This is a genomic window from Frigoribacterium sp. CFBP 13707, from assembly GCF_014842245.1.
GTDB lineage: Bacteria > Actinomycetota > Actinomycetes > Actinomycetales > Microbacteriaceae > Frigoribacterium > Frigoribacterium endophyticum.
The window spans coordinates 34,773-58,600 of the sequence record NZ_JACYVL010000011.1; the positions used below are offsets into that span (position 1 = coordinate 34,773).

General features: G+C 75.8%; 23 protein-coding genes. 10 read left to right on the top strand and 13 right to left on the bottom strand.

The window, feature by feature from the left end:
• Positions 1–2: 2 nt before the first annotated feature.
• Positions 3–4,946: a DEAD/DEAH box helicase gene (locus tag IFT45_RS14225; protein ID WP_192128950.1), complete on the bottom strand. Its 4,944-nt coding sequence runs from the start codon at positions 4,944–4,946 to the stop codon at positions 3–5.
• Between the two features lie 64 nt (positions 4,947–5,010).
• On the opposite strand from IFT45_RS14225, the gene IFT45_RS14230 reads away from it, so the two are divergent.
• The 3 genes from IFT45_RS14230 (at position 5,011) to IFT45_RS14240 (ending at position 6,957) form a co-directional block, all read left to right on the top strand.
• Positions 5,011–5,655, top strand: coding sequence for an FMN-dependent NADH-azoreductase (locus IFT45_RS14230; protein ID WP_192128952.1), 645 nt, complete (start codon positions 5,011–5,013; stop codon positions 5,653–5,655).
• A 1-nt stretch (position 5,656) separates the two neighbouring features.
• Complete coding sequence (locus IFT45_RS14235) at positions 5,657–5,893, top strand: hypothetical protein (protein WP_056057598.1); 237 nt, start codon at positions 5,657–5,659, stop codon at positions 5,891–5,893.
• Positions 5,894–5,976: 83 nt separating this feature from the next.
• The gene (locus IFT45_RS14240; protein ID WP_192128954.1) at positions 5,977–6,957 is read left to right on the top strand and encodes an aldo/keto reductase; all 981 of its coding nucleotides are present in this window, start codon (positions 5,977–5,979) and stop codon (positions 6,955–6,957) included.
• Between the two features lie 78 nt (positions 6,958–7,035).
• On the opposite strand, the gene IFT45_RS14245 is transcribed toward IFT45_RS14240, so the two are convergent.
• A complete protein-coding gene (locus IFT45_RS14245) occupies positions 7,036–7,887 on the bottom strand; it encodes an NAD-dependent epimerase/dehydratase family protein (protein WP_185230457.1) in 852 nt (283 codons plus the stop codon).
• A 74-nt stretch (positions 7,888–7,961) separates the two neighbouring features.
• Complete coding sequence (locus IFT45_RS14250; RefSeq protein WP_192128956.1) at positions 7,962–8,405, bottom strand: DUF1810 domain-containing protein; 444 nt, start codon at positions 8,403–8,405, stop codon at positions 7,962–7,964.
• Positions 8,406–8,677: 272 nt separating this feature from the next.
• Between IFT45_RS14250 and IFT45_RS14255 the strand changes: the two genes are divergently transcribed.
• Positions 8,678–9,880 (top strand): GNAT family N-acetyltransferase, encoded by a 1,203-nt coding sequence (locus IFT45_RS14255; RefSeq protein WP_192128958.1) that lies wholly within the window; start codon positions 8,678–8,680, stop codon positions 9,878–9,880.
• Between the two features lie 216 nt (positions 9,881–10,096).
• On the top strand, positions 10,097–10,897 hold the full coding sequence (locus IFT45_RS14260; RefSeq protein ID WP_192128960.1) for an SDR family oxidoreductase: 801 nt from the start codon (positions 10,097–10,099) through the stop codon (positions 10,895–10,897).
• A gap of 12 nt (positions 10,898–10,909) precedes the next feature.
• On the opposite strand, the gene IFT45_RS14265 is transcribed toward IFT45_RS14260, so the two are convergent.
• Together IFT45_RS14265 and IFT45_RS14270 are read right to left on the bottom strand one after the other, a co-directional pair.
• Positions 10,910–11,587: an SIMPL domain-containing protein gene (locus IFT45_RS14265; protein WP_192128962.1), complete on the bottom strand. Its 678-nt coding sequence runs from the start codon at positions 11,585–11,587 to the stop codon at positions 10,910–10,912.
• 13 nt (positions 11,588–11,600) lie between these two features.
• Entirely contained in the window at positions 11,601–12,452 is an 852-nt protein-coding gene (locus IFT45_RS14270; RefSeq protein ID WP_192128964.1) for an alpha/beta hydrolase, read from the bottom strand.
• 214 nt (positions 12,453–12,666) lie between these two features.
• Here IFT45_RS14270 and IFT45_RS14275 point away from each other — a divergent pair, with 214 nt between their 5' ends.
• The gene (locus IFT45_RS14275) at positions 12,667–13,209 is read left to right on the top strand and encodes an NUDIX hydrolase family protein (RefSeq protein ID WP_056057579.1); all 543 of its coding nucleotides are present in this window, start codon (positions 12,667–12,669) and stop codon (positions 13,207–13,209) included.
• 263 nt (positions 13,210–13,472) lie between these two features.
• Complete coding sequence (locus tag IFT45_RS14280; RefSeq protein ID WP_192128966.1) at positions 13,473–14,384, top strand: type IV toxin-antitoxin system AbiEi family antitoxin domain-containing protein; 912 nt, start codon at positions 13,473–13,475, stop codon at positions 14,382–14,384.
• Between the two features lie 89 nt (positions 14,385–14,473).
• Here IFT45_RS14280 and IFT45_RS14285 read toward each other — a convergent pair whose 3' ends face one another.
• From IFT45_RS14285 to IFT45_RS17320, 3 genes are all read right to left on the bottom strand, one after another.
• The gene (locus IFT45_RS14285; protein WP_192128968.1) at positions 14,474–16,324 is read right to left on the bottom strand and encodes a DEAD/DEAH box helicase; all 1,851 of its coding nucleotides are present in this window, start codon (positions 16,322–16,324) and stop codon (positions 14,474–14,476) included.
• A 351-nt stretch (positions 16,325–16,675) separates the two neighbouring features.
• Positions 16,676–17,074 (bottom strand): hypothetical protein, encoded by a 399-nt coding sequence (locus IFT45_RS14290; protein WP_192128970.1) that lies wholly within the window; start codon positions 17,072–17,074, stop codon positions 16,676–16,678.
• Between the two features lie 113 nt (positions 17,075–17,187).
• The gene (locus IFT45_RS17320) at positions 17,188–17,847 is read right to left on the bottom strand and encodes a DUF1684 domain-containing protein (protein ID WP_056059140.1); all 660 of its coding nucleotides are present in this window, start codon (positions 17,845–17,847) and stop codon (positions 17,188–17,190) included.
• Between the two features lie 157 nt (positions 17,848–18,004).
• On the opposite strand from IFT45_RS17320, the gene IFT45_RS14300 reads away from it, so the two are divergent.
• Positions 18,005–18,346: a DUF4333 domain-containing protein gene (locus IFT45_RS14300; RefSeq protein WP_056057570.1), complete on the top strand. Its 342-nt coding sequence runs from the start codon at positions 18,005–18,007 to the stop codon at positions 18,344–18,346.
• Between the two features lie 78 nt (positions 18,347–18,424).
• On the opposite strand, the gene IFT45_RS14305 is transcribed toward IFT45_RS14300, so the two are convergent.
• On the bottom strand, positions 18,425–18,916 hold the full coding sequence (locus tag IFT45_RS14305; protein ID WP_185230443.1) for a hypothetical protein: 492 nt from the start codon (positions 18,914–18,916) through the stop codon (positions 18,425–18,427).
• A 186-nt stretch (positions 18,917–19,102) separates the two neighbouring features.
• Here IFT45_RS14305 and IFT45_RS14310 point away from each other — a divergent pair, with 186 nt between their 5' ends.
• Together IFT45_RS14310 and IFT45_RS14315 are read left to right on the top strand one after the other, a co-directional pair.
• Positions 19,103–19,669, top strand: coding sequence for a hypothetical protein (locus tag IFT45_RS14310; RefSeq protein ID WP_192128974.1), 567 nt, complete (start codon positions 19,103–19,105; stop codon positions 19,667–19,669).
• Between the two features lie 61 nt (positions 19,670–19,730).
• Positions 19,731–20,036, top strand: coding sequence for a DUF427 domain-containing protein (locus tag IFT45_RS14315; protein ID WP_056057558.1), 306 nt, complete (start codon positions 19,731–19,733; stop codon positions 20,034–20,036).
• A 99-nt stretch (positions 20,037–20,135) separates the two neighbouring features.
• Here the strand turns inward: IFT45_RS14315 and IFT45_RS14320 are convergent, their stop codons facing one another.
• The 4 genes from IFT45_RS14320 to IFT45_RS14335 all read right to left on the bottom strand — a co-directional run bounded on the left by IFT45_RS14320 (position 20,136) and on the right by IFT45_RS14335 (position 23,724).
• Positions 20,136–20,777, bottom strand: coding sequence for a CGNR zinc finger domain-containing protein (locus IFT45_RS14320; protein WP_235491283.1), 642 nt, complete (start codon positions 20,775–20,777; stop codon positions 20,136–20,138).
• Between the two features lie 32 nt (positions 20,778–20,809).
• On the bottom strand, positions 20,810–21,265 hold the full coding sequence (locus tag IFT45_RS14325) for a SprT-like domain-containing protein (protein WP_056057556.1): 456 nt from the start codon (positions 21,263–21,265) through the stop codon (positions 20,810–20,812).
• A gap of 21 nt (positions 21,266–21,286) precedes the next feature.
• Positions 21,287–22,399, bottom strand: a complete 1,113-nt coding sequence (locus tag IFT45_RS14330; protein WP_192128977.1) for a hypothetical protein — start codon at positions 22,397–22,399, stop codon at positions 21,287–21,289.
• An 86-nt stretch (positions 22,400–22,485) separates the two neighbouring features.
• Positions 22,486–23,724 carry a sorbosone dehydrogenase family protein gene (locus IFT45_RS14335; RefSeq protein WP_235491282.1) on the bottom strand — a complete coding sequence of 413 codons (1,239 nt, stop codon included), beginning with the start codon at positions 23,722–23,724 and terminating at the stop codon, positions 22,486–22,488.
• Positions 23,725–23,828 lie beyond the last annotated feature (104 nt).

Consider the following 23,828-nt stretch of genomic DNA (forward strand, 5'->3'; position numbering starts at 1 on the left):
CCCTACGACCTGAGCCGGACGCCGCTGGGCGTCGGGGCGAACCCCGCGTCGCGCAGGGCGTCGCCGAACGGGGTGCCGAGCACGAACTCGCCGTCGACGCGCTCGACCGCGAGCTTGCCGAGCCTGGAGCGCACGACCGAGGCGAGCGAGCCCGCTGCGAGGGCCAGCTCTCGGTCGTCGGGCTCGCCGAAGGTGAGGATCGTCTTGCCCCCGCGCTCGACGTAGATCGTGAGACGGCCGTCGACCAGCACGACGAGCGACCCGGCCTTGCGCCCGGGCCGGTGGCCGGCCTTCTTCTTGCCGGCGGGGGCCGACGCTGCGGAGGCGGTGGTCGCGCCGCCGGCACCGGCGCCGGCGCCGGCGCCGGCACCGGCACCGCCCGTCGCGGTCGCCGAGCTCGCCGTGGCGTCGGCCGTGCCGCCACCGGCCGCGGTCGCACCACCGGTCGACGACGGCCTCCCGCCGGGGGTCGGGTCGAGCACGCCCTCGGGCGCCTGCCCCGGCCAGGGCAGCGCGGCGCCGTACGGGTTCGCGGGGTCGGTCGCCGCGAGCGTCACGACGGGGATCTCGCGCCCGCGCCCCGCGGCGGCGAGGGCGTCGTCGTCGCGGCGGTCGGTCTCGTCGCGCACGAACGAGCGCAGCCGGTCGACGGTCGGGCCGGTGGCGAACTGCGCCGCGCCGAGCCCCTCGACGAAGTAGCCGCGCCGTGCCCGGCCTGACTCCTCGAAGCCGCTCAGCACCTTGTAGACCGTCGAGAACCCGCCGCGCACGCCCTCGTTGGCGACCGCGCCGCGCGTGACCACGCCGTGCCGCTCGAGCAGGATCTCGGCCATCGCGGCGGCGCGCACCGTCGCGTCGGGCTCGGCGAGCGGCAGCAGCGACCAGCGCCCGCCGACCGTCGGCGGCCCCGCCTGCCGGGGCATCGTGACGCGCCCGCGGCTCCGGTACGACGAGCGCGAGCGGGTCGGCGTGCGCGGCCGGGGCGCCTTGCCGCCGACCTGGGTGCGGAGCGGGGCGAAGGTGTCGTTCGTGATCTGCCCGGCCCAGACGAGATCCCAGATGGCGGTGACCAGGGCGTCGTCGTCGGTGCTGCCCACCGCGTCGGAGAGCTGGCGGAAGAAGTAGGCGCCGCCGCCCGCCAGCGCGGCGAGCACCTCGCGCTGCAGCTCGTCGGTGTCGGTGCCGAGCGGCTCGGGCAGGGTGACCTGGGCGCCGTCGGCGAGGTGCAGGCTGACCCAGCCGTCGTTGCCGGCCAGGCTGCCGGAGCCCGACCAGATGACCTCGCCCGTCGCGGTCAGCTCGTCGAGCATGCCGCTGGAGTAGTCCGTGACGCGGGCGGGCAGGATGAGCGACTCCCACGCGGAGGCCGGCAACGCCACCCCGCTGAGCTGGTCGATGACCTGGACGACGCCGTCGAGCCCCCGCAGGCCGCTGCCCTTGGTGCCCGTGGCGACGTGCTGCCAGGCGGGCAGGAAGCGCCCGAGCGTGTCGGGAGCGACGGGCTCGACCTCGTGGCGGAGCGCCGCGAGCGAGCGGCTGCGCAGGCGGCGCAGCACCTCGGCGTCGCACCACTCGCTGCCCTGGTGCTTCGGCCGGAACTCGCCCTCGACGACGCGTCGCTGCACGCCGAGCCGGCGCAGGGTCTCGAGCACGACGGCGGTGCCGAGGCCGAGCCGCTCGGCGACGGCGAGCGGCGTGAACGGAGCGTGGGTGCGGGCGAACCGGCCGACGAGGTCGCCGAGCGGGTCGTCGACGGGCTCGACGAACGCGGTCGGCACGCCGATGGGCAGGGCCACCCCCAGGGCGTCGCGGAGGCGCGAGGCGTCCTCGATGCCGGCCCAGCGCTCGACGCCGGCGTGCGTGAACCGCAGCACGCGGTTCGACCGCGCGAGGTCGGTCAGCGCGGCCTCGAGCTTGCCGCGAGCCTCGTCGTCGGGCTCCGCCGCCGCCGACCCCGCGGTCTCGGCCAGCCAGCTGCGCTCGACGATCTCGGCGGTGGTGAGGGGCCCGAGCAGGCGGAGCAGGTCGACGACGCCCTCGACGTCGCGGGCGCGACGGTCGGGCGCGAGCCGCTGCAGCTCGAGCTCGTGCTGGTCGATGACGTCGGCGTCGAGCAGCTCGCGGAGCTCGGCGCGGCCGAGGAGCTCCTGCAGGAGGGTGGAGTCGAGCGAGAGCGCGGCCGCCCGGCGCTCGGCGAGGGGCGAGTCGCCCTCGTACATGAACGCCGCGACGTAGCCGAAGAGGAGCGAGCGCGCGAAGGGCGACGGCACCTCGGTCTCGGTCTCGACGACGCGCACGGCGCGGGTCTCGAGCTCGCGGGTGAGGCTCATCAGGGCGGGCAGGTCGTAGACGTCTTGCAGGACCTCGCGCACCGCCTCCAGCACGATCGGGAACTGCGGGTACTTGCGCGCGACGTCGAGCAGCTGCGAGGCCCGCTGGCGCTGCTGCCAGAGCGGCGACCGACGGCCGGGGTTGTACCGGGGCAGGAGCAGGGCACGGGCCGCGCACTCGCGGAAGCGCGAGGAGAAGAGCGCCGAGCCGCCGACCTCCTCGGTGACGATGTCGTCGAGCTCGTCGGGCTCGAAGCGGAAGAGCTCGGCCCCGGGAGGCTCGGCGTCGGTGTCGGGGATGCGCACGACGATCCCGTCGTCGGCAGCCATGGCGCCGCCGTCGACGCCGAGCTGGTCGCGGATGCGGGCCGACACCGCGAGGGCCCAGGGCGCGTGGACCTGCATGCCGTAGGGGGAGTGGAGGATGAGGCGCCAGTCGCCGAGCTCGTCGCGGAAGCGCTCGACGACGAGGGTCGTGTCGGTGGGCACGTGGCCCGCGACCTCGCGCTGCTCGGCGATGAAGGCGATGAGGTTCTTGGCGGCCCGCTCGTCGAGGCCGCCGGCCGCGACCCGCGCCGCGGCGTCGTCGGCCGACGAGCCCGCGAGCTCGCGGAGGTACCCGCCGATCGCGCGGCCGAGCTCGGCGGGGCGGCCGATGCCGTCGCCCTTCCAGAACGGGACGCGGCCGGGCTGGCCGTAGGCGGGGGAGACGAGCACGCGGTCGTGCGTGATGTCCTCGATGCGCCAGCTCGTCGCGCCGAGCGCGAAGACGTCGCCGACGCGCGACTCGTAGACCATCTCCTCGTCGAGCTCGCCGACGCGGGCGGCCTTCTCGCCGACCATGAAGACCCCGAAGAGGCCGCGGTCGGGGATGGTGCCGCCGCTCGTCACGGCGAGCCGCTGAGCACCGGGTCGGCCGGTCAGCGTGCCGTGCACGCGGTCCCAGACGATGCGGGGCCGCAGCTCGGCGAACTCGTCGGAGGGGTACTTGCCGCTGAGCAGGTCGAGGGTCGCGTCGTAGGCCGACCGGGGCAGGGTCGCGAAGGGGGCGCTGCGGCGCACCGTGTCGAACCACTCGTCGGCGTCGATCTCGTCGAGCGCGACCGCGGCGACGGTCTGCTGGGCGAGCACGTCGAGCGGGTTCGTCGGCACCCGGAGCTCCTCGATCAGGCCGGCGACCATGCGCTCGGCCGCGACCGCGGAGTGGATGAGGTCGGCGCGGTGCTTCGGGAACATCACGCCCCGCGAGGTCTCGCCGACCTGGTGCCCGGCCCGGCCGATGCGCTGCAGGCCGCTGGCGACCGACGGCGGCGACTCGACCTGGATGACGAGGTCGACGGCGCCCATGTCGATGCCGAGCTCGAGCGAGCTGGTGGCGACGACGCAGCGCAGGCGCCCGCTCTTCAGGTCGTCCTCGATGATGGCGCGCTGGTCTTTCGACACGCTGCCGTGGTGCGCGCGGGCGAGCAGCGGCTCGGAGCCCTGGGTCTGCCCGCTGCCGCCGATCAGCTGGGCGGGAGCGCCGCCTCCGACCGCGGGGTTCCGCTTAAGGACAGCCGGTGCGGCCGGCGCGAAGGGGTCGACGGCCACGTCGGCCTCGTCGCCGACCGCCCCGGCGACCGCGCCCACGGCGACCAGCTCGCGACCGACCGTGGTCGACCTCGACTCGGCGACGGCCTCGTCACCGCCCGTACGTTCGAGGTAGATGTCGTTGAGGCGGGCCGTGAGGCGCTCGGCCAACCGGCGGGAGTTCGAGAAGACGATCGTCGACCGGTGGTCGAGGATCAGGTCGACGATGCCCTCCTCGACGTGCGGCCAGATCGAGCCCTGCGGGGCCGACCCGGCGGCGGAGCCCTCGAGCGGCGCGGCCGTGCCGAGCTCGGTCATGTCGTCGACCGGCACGACCACCTTGAGGTCGAAGTTCTTCTCCGACCGGGGGTTCACGATCGTCACGGGCTTGCGGCCGGAGAGGAAGCGCGCCACCTCCTCCGGCGGGCGGACCGTCGCCGAGAGCCCGATGCGCTGGGCGGGCCTGTCGAGCAGCCCGTCGAGGCGCTCGAGCGAGAGCGCGAGGTGGGCGCCGCGCTTGGTGGCGGCGACCGCGTGCACCTCGTCGACGATGACGGTGTGCACGCCCTTGAGGTTCTCGCGGGCCGCGGAGGTGAGCATCAGGTACAGCGACTCGGGGGTCGTGATGAGGATGTCGGGCGGGGTGCGCTGCAGGAGGCGGCGGTCGCCCGACGAGGTGTCGCCCGACCGCACGCCCACGGTCAGCTCGGGCGCCTCGATGCCGAGGCGTCGCGCGGTCTGCGTGATGCCGACGAGGGGCGAGCGGAGGTTGCGCTCGACGTCGACGCCGAGGGCCTTGAGGGGCGAGATGTAGAGCACCCGCGTGCGGTGCTCGCGCGCCTCGGGGGCGGGCCCGCTGGCGAGCGTGTCGATCGACCAGAGGAACGACGCGAGGGTCTTGCCCGACCCGGTCGGCGCGATCACGAGGGCGTCGTCGCCCGCGCTGATGGCCTCCCAGGCCCCGACCTGGGCGAGCGTGGGCGCCGGGAAGGCGCCGCGGAACCACTCGCGGGTCGCGGGGGAGAACTTCTCGAGCACGTCGGTCATCGTGCAGGCCATCCTGCCCTGCACCCCCGACAACCGGCCGGGCGGCCGCGGCTACGGTGGTCGCATGCCGAACCTGCTGCACCTCGACTCGTCCGCCGACCTGGGGGCCTCGCGCTCGCGGGCGATCACGGCGGCGTTCGCCGCCGCGTGGCGGTCGCTCGGCGACGACCACACCGTCACCCGCCGCGACCTGCACGCCGACCCGCTGCCGCACCTCGCCGACGCCGCGCTGCACTGGCCGCCGCGCCTGCGCCCGGCGGGCGCGTCGCCCGACTCGGCCGCGGAGGCCCTGCAGCAGGAGCTCATCGCCGAGCTGGTGGCCAGCGACGTGGTGCTCGTCGGCGCTCCCCTCTACAACTACACGGTGCCGTCGACGCTCAAGGCCTGGATCGACAACGTCCACCTGCCCTCGGTCACGGCGCCGCTCGACGGCGACGACCAGCAGCCGATGGCGGGCCGCCCGGCCGTCGTCGTCACGAGCCGCGGCGGCGCCTACGACGCGGGCACGCCGACCGCCGGCTGGGACCACGCCGTGCCCGTGCTTCAGCAGGTGCTCGGCGGGGCGCTCGGCATGGCGGTCGAGGTCATCACGACCGACCTCACGCTCAGCGAGCTGCTCGCGATGCCGGCGGAGGCGCGCGAGAAGTCGGAGCGGGAGCTCGCCTCCGCCCTCACGGCAGCGGGCGACGCCGCGCGTCGTCTCGGCTGAGGTGGCGGGCCCCACGCGGTCGCGCCTCGCGCGTCGCGCCCAGGCGGCGACGGCCCGGGTGCTCGGCTTCCTGTCGGCGATCGCCGCGGTGGTCGGCCTCGTCTCGCTCGCCAAGGGCAGCGTCGGCGTGGGGGTCGTGCTGCTCTTCGCCGCCTTCGTGCTGGTCGCCGTCGCCTGGGCGATCGTGCGGGCGGCCGTGCGGCGGGCGGCGGACGGGCGCGCGACGACGAGGCGCTGAGCAGGGCCGGCCGGAGGGCCTCGGCGGCCCCTCCCGACCGGCCGGGCGGACCGATGTCGGCGGCGACGCCTACGCTCGTCCCCATGCACAGTCGCACCCTGGGCCGCACCGGCCGCGAAGTCTCCGTCATCGGCCTCGGCACCTGGCAGCTCGGCGCCGACTGGGGCGACGTCTCCGAGAGCGACGCTCTCGAGGTGCTCGACGCCTCCGTCGAGTCCGGCGTCACCTTCTTCGACACCGCCGACGTCTACGGCGACGGCCGCAGCGAGCAGATCATCGGCACGTTCCACGCCGCGAACCCCGACGTGCCGCTGACCGTGGCCACGAAGATGGGCCGCCGCGCCGACCAGGTGCCCTCGAACTACGTGCGCGAGAACTTCATCGCGTGGACGGACCGCTCGCGGCGCAACCTCGGCGTCGACACGCTCGACCTCGTCCAGCTGCACTGCCCGCCGACGGCCGTCTACTCCGACGACGCCGTCTACGACGCCCTCGACGAGCTCGTGGCGAACGGCGCGATCGCGGCCTACGGCGTCAGCGTCGAAGAGACCGCGCAGGCCCTGACCGCCATCGCCCGCCCCGGAGTCTCGACCGTCCAGATCATCCTCAACGCCTTCCGGCTCAAGCCCCTCGACGAGGTGCTGCCCGCCGCCCAGCGCGCCGGGGTCGGCATCATCGCCCGCGTGCCCCTGGCCAGCGGCCTGCTCTCGGGCAAGTACACGACCGAGACGACCTTCGCCGCGAACGACCACCGCAGCTTTAACCGCCACGGCGAGGCCTTCGACCAGGGCGAGACCTTCAGCGGCGTCGACTTCGAACAGGGCGTCGCCGCGGCGCGCGAGTTCGCCGAGTCGGTGCCCGAGGGCGTCACGGTGCCGCAGGCGGCCCTCGCCTGGATCGTCGACCAGCCCGGCGTCAGCACGGTCATCCCCGGCGCCCGCAACGTCGAGCAGGCCCGGGCCAACGCGGCCGCCGGCGACGTCGAGCTGGAGGAGGGCCTCGACTCCGAGGTCGTCCGCATCTACGACCAGTACTTCCGCGATCAGGTGCACCCCCGCTGGTGACCGCGCTGCCGAGCGGTCACCGCGCCCTCGTCGGCGGGTCCGCCGGCCGCGTCTCGTGACCGCCCGGCGGCCCGCCCGTCAGTCGTGCCGGGTGCCCGCGCCCGCCAGCACAGCGCGGTAGCCGTCGCGGTAGGTCGGGTAGGTGAACGAGAACCCGGTCGCGCGCAGCAGCGCGTTCGACAGGCGCTTGTCGCCGCCGGCCTGACGACCCCGGGGAGGCGCGGGTGCGGGGGCCTCGACGGCCAGCTCCGCGGCGAGGAAGGTCAGCACGTCGTCGAGCCGCACCGGCTCGTCGTCGGTGACGAGGTAGACCGGCCCGATCATGGCGAGCCCGGCCAGGTGGACGATGGCGGCCGCGGCGTCGTCACGGTGCACGCGGTTCGTGTGCGGCGACGTTCCCGGCTGCTCGGCGAGGGTCGCCTCGCCCCCGCGCACCTGCTCGATCAGGCGCTCCCGGCCGGGGCCGTAGATGCCCGAGAGCCGCAGCAGGGTCGCGTGCGGTGCGCGCTCCCGGAGCAGCGCCTCCGCCTCCACCAGCACCGCCGCCGTCGGGCTCGCGCCCGTCGCGGGGGTCTCCTCGGTCACGACGCTGCCGTCGTCGACGTCGTAGACGGCGGTCGACGACACCACGAGGAGTCGCGGGTCGGCCGCCGAGGCCTCGATCGCGTCGAGCACCCGGCGCAGCCCGTCGACGTAGGTCGCCCGGTACTCGTCCGGGTCGCGGCTGCCCGCGGCCAGGGCGACGACGACCACCGTGGCGTCGTCGTCGATGACGGGGGTCTCCGTGCGGAGGTCGACGGCACGGCCCTCGAGGGGCGCGGGCACGAGCTCGGCGCGGCGCCGCAGGCCCACCACCCGGTGCCCGGCGGCGGCGAACCGCAGCCCTGCCTCGGTGCCCAGGTCTCCGCAGCCGGCGATGTAGACGCTCATGCTGCGAGGCTAGCGGCGCCGGCTGGGCGTGCCGCGTGCCGCGCGTGCGGCAGCGGCGGGCGGAGCGCCCGCGCTCAGAGGTGCTCGAGCGTGGCCGGGTCGAGCTGCCCGTCGAAGAACTTCGCGAGCGCGTCGGAGAAGCGTCGCTCGGACGGGTCCGCCTGGGCGAAGAGGGTGAGCGACGAGCGGAGCTTCGTCGCGTCGACGTCGCCGAGCACCGCCACCGCGTCGTCGCCGGGCAGGTCGAGCAGGGCGTCGACGCTGTCGAGCAGGCGCGGGCCGAGCAGCGGGTGCGCCAGGTAGGCACGGGCCTCCCCGATCGAGCCGATCGCGTAGCGACGCGACGTCTCGCTCGTGCCCAGGCCGGCCGCCTGCGGGAAGACGAACCACATCCAGTGGGTGCGCTTGTTCCCGTTCCGCAGCTCGCGGAGGGCGCGGTCGAAGGTGCCGTCCGCCTCCTGGGCCTCGACGAAGCGCTCGAGGTCGTGGCGGGCGAGGAGCTCGGAGTGGTCGGTCATCGCTCCGGTCTACCCCTGCGGCGGGTCGCTGTCCTCCCCGGCGGGTGGGCGCGGGCCCGCCCAGGAGGACGCGGACCCGCCGGCCACGGGGAGGCGGTGGCCCAGGAGGACGCGGACCCGCCGGCCTCGGGGAGGCGGTGGCCCAGGAGGACGCGGACCCGCCGGCCACGGTCACGACCACCCCCTCGACTCCGCGCACCGGACGCGTTAGTCTGGTCGGCTGCCCACCGGGCGGCGCGCACCGCCGCACGCCCCTGCGGCCGAGGGCCGACATGACCCCCAGCACCAGCACCCCCGAGCCGACCGGGCCCCGCCCCGGCGGCACCCCCGCCAGCATCCCCGCCGGCACCGCCGACACCGCCGCGGCGACCGTCCGAACCACGCACCCCCACACCGGCGCCGTCGTCGAGCAGGTCGTCGTCCCGGCGAGCATCGACGCGCCCGACGCCGCCGACTTCGTCGAGTCGGTCGAGGTCGAGAACGCCGTCCGGCGCGCCGCCGTCGGCAGCGACGAGCTGTCGTGGAGCCCCGCCGAGCTGCTCACCGGCTACCTCGACACGACGTGGTCCGACCGCCGCCGGTTCGTCCTCCGCGAGAACGGCGTCGTCGTCGCGGTCGGCGACTACGAGACGCGGCGCTCCGGCGACGCCGCCGGCACCGCGTGGCTGGACGTCTGCGTGCTGCCTGAGGTCGGCCGTCGCGGCTTCGGCACCGTGCTCGCCGACCACCTCGAGGCGCTCGCCGCTGCCGAGGGGCGCACCCAGCTGATCGCCTACGTGCGGTCGCGGGGCGACGGCGAGCCCCGGCTGACCCCGCCGACCGGCGCCGGCTCGGTGCCCGCGACGAACGTCGAGGTGCGGTTCCTGCGCGGCCGCGGGTGGCAGCTCGGCCAGGTGATGCGCTGCAGCCGCCTCGCGCTGCCGCCGGACGAGGAGGCGCTGGGCGAGATCCGAGACCGGGCCCGCGCCTCCGCCGGTGACGACTACCGGCTGCACTCGTGGGTCGGGCGCTCGCCCGAGCGCTGGCTCGCCGACCTGGCCCTGCTCGAGACGCGCATGAGCACCGACGCCCCCGCGGGCGGCGTGCCCGAGCCCGAGGACGTCTGGACGGCCGAGCGCTTCCGCGACGAGGAGGAGCTCGCGCTCGCCGGCCCCCGCACCCGCTTCACGGCCGTCGTCGAGCACGTGCCGTCGGGGCACCTGGTCGGCTTCAGCCAGCTGGCGGCCCCGGCCGACCTCGCGTCGCCCGCCTTCCAGCAGGACACCCTGGTGCTGCGCGAGCACCGCGGGCACCGGCTCGGCTGGCTGCTCAAGGTCGCGACCACCGACCTGCTCACCGCCGAGCGCCCGGGGCACCCCGCCGTCATCACCTTCAACGCGGAGGAGAACCGCCCGATGCTCGACGTGAACGAGGCCGTCGGCTTCGTCCCGCTCGAGCACGAGGGAGTCTGGAGCAAGCAGCTGCCGGCCCGGTAGGAGGCGCGGTGCGGGCGGCGCGCACCGCCGCGGGCCCCGGGGAGGCGCGGTGGGGCCCCGGGGCCACGCCAGCCGCTCGGTGCCCGCGCTGCCACCTCGGGGAGGCGGCTGTCAAGGCCCGACCCGACCCGCGACTCCGGCCTAGCGTCGCAGGAGCCGGCGGGAGGGGCAGCCTCCCGCCGGCACCTCACCGCCACCGACGTCGAGAGGACCGCCGTGCCCCCCTTCACCCCTCAGCACGCCATCGTCACCGGATCCGACTCGGGCATCGGCCGGGCGACCGCCGTCGCCCTCGCCGTCGCCGGGCTCGACGTCGGCGTCACCTGGCTCGACGACGAGGCCGGGGCCGAGGCCACGGCCGAGGAGGTCCGCTCGCGCGGGCGCACCGCCCACGTCGCACAGCTCGACACGACCGACCTCGAGCGCTGCGGCGACGTGGTCGACGAGCTGGCCGACCGGCTCGGCGGCCTCGACGTCTTCGTGTCCAACGCCGGCACCGGCGCCTCCGAGCTCGTCGTCGACATGTCCCTGGCCGAGTGGCGACGGGTCGTCTCCGCCGACCTCGACGGCGCCTTCGTCTGCCTGCAGCGGGCCGCGCGCCGCATGGTCGCCGCGGGCCGGGGCGGCCGCCTGATCGGCGTGACGAGCGTGCACGAGCACCAGCCGCGGGTCGGGTCGGCGGCCTACGACGCCGCCGAGCACGGCCTCGGCGGGCTGCTCAAGACGATGGCGCTCGAGCTCGGTCGGGAGGGGATCACGGTCAACGCCGTCGCCCCGGGCGAGATCGTGACGCCGATGACCGGCCAGACCGACGTCGACCCGACGGGGGTCGACCGGCCGGGCATCCCGCTCGGGCGCCCCGGCGACGCGTGGGAGCTCGCGTCGGTGATCACCTTCCTGGCGCCGCCCGCCGCCGGGTACGTGACGGGCGCCTCCTGGGCCATCGACGGCGGCATGCTGCAGATGGGCCCGCAGGCGGGGTCGCACCTGCAGGACGACAGCTGGCGGAGCGTCTAGCGGGCGGGGGCCTCAGCCCTCCGCGACGAAGTCCGCGCTGACCTCGGCGTGCACCTCGACGTCGGCGGGCACGAGCGCGAACGCCAGCGAGCCGTCGTCGGCCGAGGACGGGGACGCGGCGCGCGCGAACAGGGCCGGTCCGCCCGCCGCGCCCGCGCCTCCGGCACCCGGGCGCAGCCCCGGCTCCCAGAGCGACCGCAGGGTCGGCGTGCCGAGCCCGAGGGCGTCGGCGTAGTCGACCGCGCGCACGACGGCGTCCGCGACCGCGGCGACCCGTGCCGCCCGGTCGACCTCGGGCCGCCGGTCGTGGCTCAGCGACCACTCGACGCCCTCGACGGCGACCCCCTCGAGGGCGGCGATCCCCGCGACCCAGCGGGCGAGCACGGCGACGTCGGAGAACCGCACGGCGACCGTCGACCGCGAGCGGACCAGCCCGGTGGAGGCGCGGGTGCCGTCTTCCTGCCAGGCACCGGGCACGGGGCCCACGGTCACGTCGTCGGCGCTCCACCAGGTCGCGGCGCCCTGACGGCGGTGCACGGTGGCCTCGGCGGTCACCCGGTCGTGCAGGGCGACGCTGTCGCGGAGCACCTGCTCGCGGTCGGTGCCCTCCTTGGCCAGGCCGAGGCGCACGGTGCCGCGCTCGGCCCGGTGCCGGTGCGTCGCTGTGCCGGTGACGGAGATCGTGACCACGGGGCGCTCCCGCCTAGCGGACGGCGGGGTCGTCGACGGTGCCGATGCGCTGGCCGGCGTCGACCGCGAGGGCGTCGGCGTCGGTGGTCACGGGTGCGTCGGGTGCGGCCGCACGGTCGGGTGCGTCGCGGTCGGCCGCCGAGACGTCGCTGTCGCTGTCGTTGTAGCTGTAGCTGTCGCTGTCGCTGTCGCTGTCGAGAGTGTCGGGGTCGAGCCCGGCCAGCGGGTTGGTCACGCGCGAGATGAAGGCGTTGAGGTCGTCGAGCTCCTCCTGGCTGATGCCGTGGGCGAGGCCGGGGTAGACGGTCTCCTCGACGTCGGCGTGCGCGGCGAGCCAGTCGGCGGTGCGCTGCACGGCGTCGAGCGGGATGACCGCGTCGACGTCGCCGCGGCCCCAGAAGACGTCGGGGCGGACCCGCGCGAGCTCGGCGTCGCGACGCGACGTGGCCTCCGAGTCGTCGGGCACGACGAAGCCCGCGAGCACCGCCGCCCAGGCGAAGCGCTCGGGGGCGTGGCGCAGCAGCTGCAGCGTCAGCGAACCGCCCTGCGAGAAGCCGAGCAGGGCCACCGACGGGTGCGCGTCGCCGAGCGAGTCGACCCACGCGAGCACCGCCTCCGCGGCCTCGTCGACCGGGCCGGGCTCGGGCGAGCCGGGCAGCGCGAGCGGGTACCAGGAGTGCCCGTCGCCGTGCGGCAGCGGAGCCCGGAGGGAGGCGATCGCCAGGTCACGGGGCAGGTACGGAGCCAGCCCGATCAGGTCGCCCTCGTGCGACCCGACGCCGTGCAGCAGCACGAGCAACGGGCGGCCGGCACGCTCGGCCTCGTCGGTGGACCAGCGGACGAGGGCGGCATCGATGGTGACCATGGGCCGAGCCTAGCCAGCGGGGCGTCGCGGGGCGCGCCTCCTCGTGCTCCGCTCGTCGTGCCTCGCCCTGTCTCGCCCCGCCTCGTGGGCTCGCTCCGCGCCGAGCGGGCGCGCCCACGTCGGGGCGTGCCCGCCCGGCCACCGGCGGTCGTCGGCGTGTTCGCCCCTAGCGTTTCGTCGCCCGGGCGCCGCGCGCTGCCTGTAGACATGGGCCATGAGCTCCGTGCAGACCCCCGACCCCAATCCCGGCTGGCTGTCCGAGGAGGAGCTGCACTCGATCCGCCAGCGGCTGCCCATCCTCTACGTCGAGGCCGTGCCGGTGCGGGTCGACGGCATGGGCATCGTCACCGAGGTCGGCGTGCTGCTGCGTGCGTCGCCCGAGGGCGAGATGTCGCGCATGCTCGTGTCGGGCCGCGTGATGTACGGCGAGAGCCTGCGCACCGCGCTGTTCCGCCACCTCGAGAAGGACCTCGGGCCGATGGCGTTCCCGCAGCTGCCGCCGTCGCCGGTGCCGTTCCAGGTCGCCGAGTACTTCCCGCTGCCGGGTTCGTCGGTGTACACCGACGCCCGCCAGCACGCGGTGTCGCTCGCCTACGTCGTGCCCGTCACGGGCACCTGCGAGCCGCGCCAGGACGCGCTCGAGCTCACCTGGCTGACGCCGCACCAGGCCGCGAGCCCCGAGGTCGCCGACGAGATGGAGGGCGGCCGCGGCGCGCTGCTCCGCTCGGCGCTCGCCTCCGTCGGCGCCCTGCACTAGCGCCCGCCGCGCGCCCTCCTCGCTGAGGAACCCCGTTCTCGCACGGGAACCCTGCCGCGGCAGGGTTCGTGAGCGAGGACGGGGTTCGTCTCGATGGTGCGACCCGATTCCTCCACAGGGGGAGGCGCGGGTCGCGACTGCACAGGGCAAGACGGGTGGCCCCGTCGCGTCGGCATCACGGTCGCAGGATCGTCGTCATGCCCCTGCTCTCGCCACCCCCTCAGCCGCCCCACCGACCTCCTCCTGAGCCGCTCGTCGGCTCGATGATCCACCGGTCGTCGCTCGTGCGGTCGGGTCGCGACGACCGGGCGCTGCGGCGGGCAGCCGGGCGGGGCGAGCTGGTGCGGGTCGCCCCCGGCACGTACGTCTCCGCTCCCGCGTGGGTCGCGGCGTCCCCCGAGGAGCGGCACGCCGTCGTCGTGCGCGCCACCGTCGCCCGGACGACGTCCGACATCGTGGTGTCGCACCGGTCGGCCCTCGCGGTGCACGGCTTCCCCCTCGCGTCCCCGATGCCGTCCCGGGTGCACGTCGTCGACAGGGCCAGGAGCGCGACGAAGACCACGGGGCTGATGGTCAGGCACAGTGCCGCACTGGCCGACCATGAGATCACGGAGCTGGGCGGGCTGAGGGTCGTGAGCCCGGTGCGGGCCGCGTCGGACGTCAGCCGCCTCGAGAGCCTCCGCTCCTCCGTGATGGCGCTCGACCACGGTCTACGACTCGGGGCGTTCGACCGCGGCGCGCTCCGCGCCGCGGTCGAGCGCGCGCCTCGCGTCGGTCGGCGACGCGCGCTCATCGCCCTCGACCTCGCCGACGCCCTGGCCGAGTCGCCCGGCGAGTCGCTCAGCCGGGTCGTCATGGTCGAGATCGGTGTCCCGCTGCCGGAGCTGCAGCGGGAGTTCTGGGACAGGTGGGGTCTCATCGGCCGCGTGGACTTCTGGTGGCCGGAGCTCGGCGTCGTCGGCGAGTTCGACGGCCTGACGAAGTACCTCGAGCTCGCCCGGCGGTCCGGGCGCAGTTTCGATCAGGTGAAGATCGACGAGAAGAAGCGGGAAGACCGCATCCGCGCCCTGCCCGAGGTGCGCGGCTTCGCTCGGTGGGACTGGGCCACGGCGAACGACCCGAGCCGGCTGGCAGCGGTGCTGGCTGACGCCGGTGTCGCTCGCGGTGGACGATGAAACACCCCGCCCTCGCACCGGAACCCTGCCGCGGCAGGGTTCCGATGCGAGAACGGGGTGTCTCGGGGTCAGCGGGGAGAGCTGCTGGCTCAGCGACCGCCGCGCTGGCCGCCGCCGCTGCGCGGCTTGCCGCCGACGAGGCCGCCGACCTTGAGGCCGCCGGGGCGACCGCCGTCGGAGGACGCACGGCGCGAGCCGCCGCCGGCGCCGCCGCCGGAGCGCTGGCCCTGCGAGGCGGCGAAGTCGGCCTGGTCGTTGCGCACCGCGTTGGTGCGGCTCTGGCCGCCGTCGCTCTGCGCACGGCGCCCGGTCTGGCGGGTGCCGCGAGCCTCGTCGCGCGAGTCCTCGCGCACGGGCGTCACGGCGCCGCGGCCCGACTCGGTCGAGTAGAAGGTCGAGGCGCCGCCCCGGGGCGCGGCGTCGCGGCGCGAGCCGCCGTCGCGCGAGCCCTGGCCGGAGCCCTGACGCGAGCCGCCGGAGCGACCCGCACCGGCACCGCCGCGACCGGCCTCGGAGCCGCGACCCGCGCCTCCGGACCGTCCGCCGCCGGCACCGGCACCGGCCGCCGCGGGGCGACCCGAGCGGTCGGCGCGGGCGATCGGGTTGCCCTGGCTGTCCTGACGGGCGGCGCGCTTGCGCTGGGCGTTGGCGCCCTGCGAGCGACCGCCGCCACCGCCGCCCTGCTGCTGCACGGCGGCACGGGGAGCCGGCTTCACGTACGCGGCGACCTCGCCGACGAGCGCGGCGACCTCGGGCGACGACGGGGTGACCGACGTGATGGTCGGGCGGATGTCGGCCTTCTTCATCAGCTGGGCGACGTCGCGCTTCTGGCTGGGGATGACGAGGGTGACGACGTCGCCCTCGGCGCCGGCGCGGGCGGTGCGGCCCGAGCGGTGCAGGTACGCCTTGTGCTCGGTCGGCGGGTCGACGTGGATCACGAGCTCGATGTCGTCGACGTGCACGCCGCGGGCGGCGACGTCGGTGGCGACGAGCACGCGGGCCGAGCCGTCCTGGAAGGCGGCGAGGTTGCGGTCGCGCTGCGGCTGCGAGAGGTTGCCGTGCAGGTCGACGGCGGGGATGCCCGAGTCGGTGAGCTGCTTGGCGAGCTTCTTCGCGTGGTGCTTGGTGCGCATGAAGAGGATGCGGCGGCCCTTGCCCGAGGCGAGCTTCTCGACGAGCGCCTTCTTGGTGTCGAGCGACTCGGTCTCGAAGACGTGGTGGGTCATCTTGGCGACGGGCGAGTTCGCCTCGTCGACCGAGTGCAGCACCTCGTTGTGCAGGAACTGCTTGACCAGCTTGTCGACGCCGTTGTCGAGGGTCGCGCTGAAGAGCAGGCGCTGGCCGTCGTTCGGGGTGGCCTTCATGATGCGGGTGACGCCGGGCAGGAAGCCGAGGTCGGCCATGTGGTCGGCCTCGTCGAGCACAGTGACCTCGACGGCGTCGAGCTTGATGAAGCCCTGCTTCATGAGGTCCTCGAGGCGGCCGGGGCAGGCGATGACGATGTCGACACCGGCCTTGAGGGCCTGCACCTGTCGGTTCTGCGAGACGCCGCCGAAGATCGTGGTGGTGCGCATGCCGTAGGCCGCGGCGAGCGGCGCCAGCACGGCGTCGATCTGGGTGGCGAGCTCACGGGTCGGGGCGAGCACGAGGCCCAGGGGGCGACCGGCGCGACGGGCGCCGCCGGCCAGCGCGCCGCCGAGGCGCGCCGCCATCGGGATGGAGAAGGCGAGGGTCTTGCCCGAGCCGGTCTTGCCGCGGCCGAGCACGTCACGGCCGCCGAGGGTGTCGGGCAGCGTGTCGATCTGGATCGGGAAGGCGTTCTCCTTGCCGTCCTTCGCGAGGGCGGCGACGATCGGGGCCGGGACGCCGAGCGAGGCGAAGGAGGCGGTGGGGGCGTCGGCGACGTCGGTGGCGTCGGTGACGGGGAGCGTGGTGGACATGCGTGCCTTTCAGGGGCAGGGTGTCGAGCCGGGCCGGGCTGCGGACGGCCGCGACGTCTGCGCGGGGCGCGGACGGCAGGGCGGTGCAGAGCCGGAGAGCGGCTGTCGTAGCCGGGCTCGAGGTGTGGCGACGGTGCAGGTGTGCACGATCGTTTCGCCGCAGAGTGAGCTTCGCGCGCCTGCTGGATGCCTGGGTGTGTGCCAGGTCGGGAGGCGGGGAGGGGCGTGCTACGACGCAGGGGACCGAACGGATCGATCCACAAGTGCCCCCAGTCTAGCGGCTGTGTCGGCAAAGCGCGACGGTCGTCGTTCCGCCCCGAGCGCCGGTGGACGGCAGGGGCACCGAGGGGCTCAGGAGAACAGGCTGCGGATGGCCTTGCCGAGCGCCGTCTTCCGGCGCTGCCAGCCGTGGGCTTCGAGGGTCCGCTTGACCGGCCCGACGACCTTCGCCGAGGTGAAGGTGGCAGTCCCGGTGGCGGTGCCGGTGCTGCGCTCGGTGTTGATCTCTGAGCGCTTGTACTCGTGCGTCTCGGCCAGGAGCGTGATGCGGAGCGCGTAGCTGCTGCGTGCGCTGCCGACGGCGTCGTGCGCGTCCTTCCAGACCCACCGGGCGACGATGCGCTCTCCCTCGACGGCGACGGTGAACGGGTGCTGCGGGTCGCGGCCCAGGTCGAGCAGGGCCTGGGTCACGGCCTCCGGCGAGGAGGGGCCAGCGGGGCCGGAGGAGGCGGGCGGCGTCGTCGAGGTCACGGCGGCCACGCTAGCCGACAGGTCGGTGGGCCGACCGGGGCGGCTGGACGGATCACGTCCAGCCGGCTGGGCGTGCGGGCGTGCGGGCGTGACCCCAGCCCTCCGCGCCGACGTCAGTGCGCCCCGTGGTACCGCTCGCCCACCGGGATCTCGACGGCGACGCGGTTGCCCGGCTGCGCGAGCGGGCAGGCCCAGGCCGGGTCGTAGGCGCAGCTCGGGTTGTAGGCGAAGTTGAAGTCGAGCACGATCGAGCCCGGCTCCGAGCCGGGGCCGAGGTCGGCGCCCTTGACGGTGTCGACGAGGTAGCGGCCGCCGCCGTAGGTGCCGCCGGGCTTCCCGGCCAGGGCGTCGCCGACGGGCACGAAGAGGCCGCCGCCGTACGAGCGCAGTCGCCAGACGTCGAGGCTGCCGACCCCGGGCACGTCGACCAGGCCCACGCGGTCGAAGGGCACGTCGCCGTCGGTGCCGGTCGTCACGGTCATGCGGTGCGGCTCGGCGGGCGTGATCGGCACCTCGAACCGCCAGGCCGGGTCGTACGGCGCCGTCGGCAGCCCGGTGAAGACGGGGCGGTCCTCGGGCAGCAGGGGGGTCACCGGGTTCGTCGCGAACAGCTCGTCGCGGGTGCGTCGCCACAGGTCGTGGGCCGCCGCGAGGTCGGTGGCCTCGCGCACCTGCCGGTAGAGCCCGTGGATGGTCCGCCGCCAGGCCGCGAGGTCGAGCCCCGAGTCGACGGTCGAGACGGGGGAGGCGAGCTCCGGGGAGGCGGAGGGCACGGAGGAGGCGGAGGGCACGGAGGAGTCGCGGGTCGGGTCGGTCACCGGCTCGACGCTAGACCCGGGCCCTCCTCGTCGACCGGGAACGCGCCTCCCACCGTCCGTGGCAAGCTCGACACCGGGGGGACCACCGGCGTGCCCCCGCACAGGGGGAACCATGAGCACAGTCCGCACCGTCACCAGCACCGCCCTCGTCGCGGCCGCCCTCGCCCTGGGGGTCGTCGGCTGCAGCGCCTCGGCCTCCGTGTCGCCCACGGTGTCGGCGGACGCGTTCGCCACGGCGGTCGCCGACGCCCTCGAGCAGGAGGTCGGCACGCGCCCCGACGTCGACTGCGGCGACGAGGCCGTGCCCGTGGTCGACGGCGACGAGGTGCACTGCGACGTCAACACTCCTGGCTACGACGTGCTCTACGACTCGGTCTCGACCATCTCGACCGAGGGGCAGGACGACGGCGAGTACACGGTGTCGGTCGTCGTCGACGACGAGCCGAAGGGCTGACGCTCGGCCCGGACGGCGCCCGCGCGGCGATGAGCGCGCCCGGCGCGCGCCCGGCCCTCAGCTCGGCGCGCCCGGCGCTCAGCCCGCGTGGCGCGGGTGCGCGCTCGGCGTGCGCCAGGTCGGCGCCAGCTGCTTCATGCGCAGCGCCCGCCACTGCCACACGGCCCACAGCCCGGGCCAGAGCAGCACGCCGACCGGCCCGGCGTGGAAGACGAGGCGGTCGCGCAGCAGAGTCTCGCCGTCGCCGAGCGGGGAGACCGCCATGCGGTGGTCGATGCGCATCGAGGCGAACTGGCCCGAGGTGCCGCGCCCGGTGTCGCGCTGGATCCAGGCCCCGTCGCGCTCGTGCCAGTCGAGGTCGACGTGCGTGTGCCCCAGCGAGACCAGGCCGAGGATGCGCGCGGAGACCGGGTGCGCCTCCTCGTCCCAGCGGTGCGGGAACCCGCCCGGCTCCTCCGAGCGGTAGACGACGAGGGGCTTCGTGACCGCGACCATGACGGCGGGGTCGCGCAGCGCGTCGGCGGCGGCGTCGACGGGGCAGGCGAGGCGGATCTTGAGCTGCACGTGCATGGGTCGAGTGTGCACCCCCGGTGCTGGGCGAGCCCCGCCCCGCGACCGCAGCCGCTCCACCCCCGCCGCCCCGCAGCCGCTCCACCCCCGCGACCGCAGCCGCCCCGCCCCCGTCGCCCCGCCGCCGCTCGCGTAACGCGCCGCAACACCCGCGACCCGCTCGCGCCCCCGACGTAGCCTCGACGGGTGAGCGAGCCCCAGCAGCAGAAGTACCAGGTCCGGTTCGACCACGGCGTCCCGGGCGCGGCCCGCGTCGTGGCGGGCGCCCACGTCGTGGTCGTCGTCGACGTGCTCGACGGGCACGGCCTCCTCGCGCGGGCTGAGGTGCTCGACCGCGTGGCGGAGCTCGTCGACGACGGGGCCGACCTGCTGTCGGTGACCGCCGCCTCCGCCGCCGACGACGTCGCCCGGCACGTGCTCGACCGGCAGTCCCGCCGGGGCGACCGCGCGGTCGTCGCCGTGGTGGCGGCTGGGTCGGTCGACGACGACGGGTTCCGCCCCGCCGGGGAGGACCAGCTGGCCGCCGGGGCCGTCGTCGACGCGCTCGCCGCGGCCGGGGTCGACTTCTCGTCGCCCGAGGCCGCGCTCGTCTGCGCCGCGGCCGTCTCGCTGCGGCGGGCGTCCGCCCACCTGCTCAGTGCCTCCGTCTCCGCGGCCGAGCTGGCCGGCGCCGGCCGGGCCGAGGCCGTCGCGGCCGCCCGGGCCCCTGAGCAGCCGCTGCGCGTCGTCGGGGAAGAGCGCGCGCGGGCGTAGCGTTCACCTCGACGGGCCGGGCCGAGCCGGCCGGGCCCGGACGGACCCCAGAGGAGGAACGATGAAGGCAGTGCTGAGCGACGGCACCGTGGTGGCCGAGGCCCCGAAGGACGACCTGATCTCGATCGAGGGCAACTGGTACTTCCCGCCCGCGAGCGTGGACGCCGAGCTGCTCACCGAGAGCCCGACGCAGTACCACTGCCCGTGGAAGGGCGACACCCAGTACTTCAGCGTGAAGTCGGGCGACACCCTGCTGCAGGACCGCGCGTGGAGCTATCCGACCCCGATCCCCACGTCGTTCGAGCGCGTGGGACAGGACTACTCGGGCTACGTCGCGTTCTGGAAGGACGTGCAGGTCGTCGAGTAGACGGTCTGACGGTGCGGCGGGTCGCCGCCCTCCTCGGCGGGTCGGCGACGGCCCGCCCGGGAGGACGGTGACCCGCCGCACTGCTGTCTCCCGGCGGCGTCAGCCCGCGGCGAGGCGGGCCCGGTGCGCCCGGACCTTGGCGCGGTTGCCGCAGCGCTGCATCGAGCACCACCGCCGGCTGCGCCCCCGCGACTCGTCGCGGTAGACGAGGCCGCACTCGGGGTTCGAGCAGCGCCGGAGGCGCGAGTCGTCACCGCCGCCGAACCCCACCTCGTCGAGGAGGCGGACGGCGTCGCGCGCGACGGAGGCCAGGGCCTGACCCAGCCGCAGCCGCCCCGCCCCCGCCTGGCGCCGGCCGCCCGCGAGGGTCGGCGGCACGTCGGGGGTGGCCGCGAAGAGGTTGAGCGTGTCGACGTCGTCGGGGTCGGGCGACGTCGCGTCGGTGGCGGCGACGGCGAGGCGGGCGACGGCGTCGCGCAGGGCGCGCGCGTCGGCGAGCTCACGGTCGGAGGCGGCGGCCCCCACGCCGGGCCAGCGCTCGGCGACCCAGTCGTCGAGGTCGGCGGGCAGCAGCAGGCCGTCCCACGGCACCGACCCGTCGGCCGGCAGCGCGAACCCCGACTCGGGGCCCAGCCGCGAGCCGGCCCGGAACCCGCCGAGGTACGCGAAGTCGAGGCTGAGCGCCCCCGAGTCGAAGAACCACGGGGTGCCCGTGTCGGAACGCAGCCACTGACCAGTCACCTGACCACCCTAGGCGGTGTCGCCGCCGCGGCTCAGACCTCGCGCTTCGTCCAGGTGATCACGTGGGCGGGGTCGTAGCTCCGGGCGCACCGGCCGCAGGTCAGCACCTTCGTCGGTCGGCGGTACCGGTGGTGCTCGTGGCCCGCGGGGCAGACCCCCACCCAGGGCGCCAGCTCGGTGGCGACGGCGCCGTCGTGCAGCCGCCCGCCGACGTAGCCGAGCTCGGCGGCGGTGGCCCGCCAGCGGGGCCCGTGGCCCGCCCGCGCCCCGGCGATCGCGTGCGCGACCTCGTGCAGCAGCACCTGGTGGATCTCGTCGTCCTCGTACCGGCCGGCGAGGTGCCGCGAGACCGAGATGCGCTTCGCCGTGTAGTTGCAGAGCCCGGCCCGCGTCTTGGCCGCGTCGAAGGCGAAGCTCCACACCGCGGGGTCGAGGTGCAGGGCGATGAGCGCGTCGGCCCAGCGCCGCACCCGGTCGAGGTCGGCCACGGGAGGGTCAGGAGGCGCGGGTCAGCGGCGAGGGAAGGGCCACGTCGTCGGCTGGTCGTCACGGGGCAGCCCGTCGACCACGCCGGTCACGCCGGTGGTGCCGCGACGCGGCTCGTCGTCGTGCGAGCCGTCGGCCCGCCCGTCGCCGCGGGCGGCGCGCTCGGCCCGCTCCGTGCGCTCGCGGTGCGCCGAGGCGTTCGCGGCGAGGCCGGAGATCTTGCTCCACAGGCCGGCGTCGGCGCGGGTCGGCAGCTCCGGCTGCGGGTCGCCCGCCGGGGCCGGCTGGCTGGGGCGCCAGGAGCCGGCCGGGGCCGAGCCCGGGGCCACGGCGGCGGGGCGCTCGTCGTCGGCGGGCGCCGTGGTCGGCACCAGGGCGTCGGAGGGGCGGGAGAGGTCGACGGGGTTCGTGTCGCCGGGGCGGGCCTCCGCGTCCGGCGCGGGGGCCGGCGCGGGAGCGGCGACGGGAGCCGCCGCGGCGGGCGCGCTCGTGGCCGGGACGTCGGCGGGTGTGGGAGCGCTGACCGGTTCGATCGGCCCGGTGCCCGACAGGTACGCCCGGAGGACGCCCTCGATCGCGCGGCGGAGGGCCTCGACGCGGTCGCGCGGGGCGCCGGTGGCCTCGAAGGCGACGACGGCCTGCTGCAGGGCCTCCTGCGCCTCGTCGTGACGGCCCAGGTCGAACAGCGTGTAGCCCTCGAGCTCGGCGGCGGCGGTCTCGAGGTCGCGCCACTCCTCCGTCGAGGCGGTGATGCGGCTGGTGTGCAGGTCGTTCAGGGCCCGCTCGAGCTTGCCCTGCTCGCGGAAGATGTGGGCGCGGCGGATGCGCGCCGCGGTCGAGTCGGCACGGTCGCCGGTGAAGTGGGCGAGGCGGAAGGCCTCCTCCGCGATCGCGAGGGCCTCGTCGAGGCGGCCCAGCGTGCGCAGCAGGTCGGCCCGCTCGCCGAGGGCGGAGGTGCTGCGGCTCTGCCCGAGGGCGGCGAGCCGGGCCTCGGCGGCGCCGACGTCGACGGCCGTGCGCAGGCTGACCGGGTCGAATCCGGCGGCGGAGCTGCTCGGGCGCGCGCGGCCCTCCGAGGCGCTGCCGGGGCGGGCGCTGCCGGAGGCTGATCCGAGGGAGGGGTCGTGCTGGCTCATCGAGTACGAGGGTAACCGCCGGTGCGCGGAACTGGCCGTCCGCCGCGCACGCGACACGCGACTCCGTCCGAGACCGCCCGCCCGGCTCAGTCGAGCGCGGAGAGCGGCACGCTGACGATCCGGTCGTCGCCGCCGCGCGGGTCGCCGCGGCCGTCGGTGTTGTTCGTGACCAGCCAGAGCGTGCCGTCGGGCCCCGGCAGCACGTCGCGCACGCGCCCGAGCGAGTCGTCGCCGGCGAACCGCTCGGTCGCGGTGGCCACGCCCGCCTCGGGCACCTGGATCTCGAACAGGCGCTCGCCGCCGAGCCCGGCGAGGAAGAGGGTCGAGCCGACGGCGGTCAGGCCGCTCGGGCTCGCGTCGTCGGTGCCCCACTGCAGCACGGGCGCGAGCGTGTCCGACGACGGCGACGTGCCCTCGACGTCGGGCCAGCCGTAGTCGCCGCCCGGGCTGACGGCGTTGAGCTCGTCCCAGCGGTCCTGCCCGAACTCGGCGGCCCACATCGAGCCCCAGCCGTCCCAGGCGATGCCCTGCGGGTTGCGGTGGCCGAGCGTGTAGACGGGCGACCCGGGCATCGGGTTGTCGGTGGGCACGTCGCCGGTGGGCGACAGGCGCAGGATCTTGCCCGCGAGCGAGTCGGGGTCGCGGGCCTCGTCGCCGCGGTTCGCGTCGCCGGTCGTGACGTACAGCATGCCGTCGGGCCCGAAGGCCAGGCGGCCGCCGTCGTGGTTCGACGCCTTCGGCACGCCCGTGAGCACCTCCTCGACCGGGCCGAGCCCGTAGGAGCCCGCCGTGCCGGTGATCGGGGCCCGCAGCACGCGGTTGTCGGAGTCGGTGGTCGCGTAGGCGTAGAGGTACGACGGCGAGCCCGCGAGCACCGCGAGGCCGAGCAGGCCGCCCTCGCCCTGGTGCACGACCCCGTCGATCTCGGCGACGTCGCGCACGTCGCCGTCGGCGGTCAGCTCGACCACGCGGCCGGTGTCGCGCAGGCTGACGAACGACGAGCCGCTGTCGAGCCGGACGACCGACCAGGGGGAGTCGAGGCCCGTGACGACGTCGGTGGGCTCGGCGCCCGGCGCGACGCGCACCGCGCCGGTGGTCGTGGCACGCGCGGCCGGTGCGGGCCCGCGGTCGGTCGTGACGGGGGCCGAGGCGATGCCGGAGGCCGAGCGGGAGGCGTCGGCCGAGCCCGGCCCGGAGTCGCCGCCCGTGCAGGCGGCCAGGCCCGCGGCGACGACGATCGCCAGCCCCGCGGCGCCGAGCGCGAGACGTCGGGGCCGGGGGCGCCTCGTCGTCGTGCTCCGCGCCTCCATCGCTCCATCAGACACGACGGAGACGACACGTGGGGCGCATCGTTGCACGACCGTGACGAGCGAGGGATCGTCGCCTCCGCCCGCGGACAGCCGGCGGACAGCCCACGGACGTCCGCCGA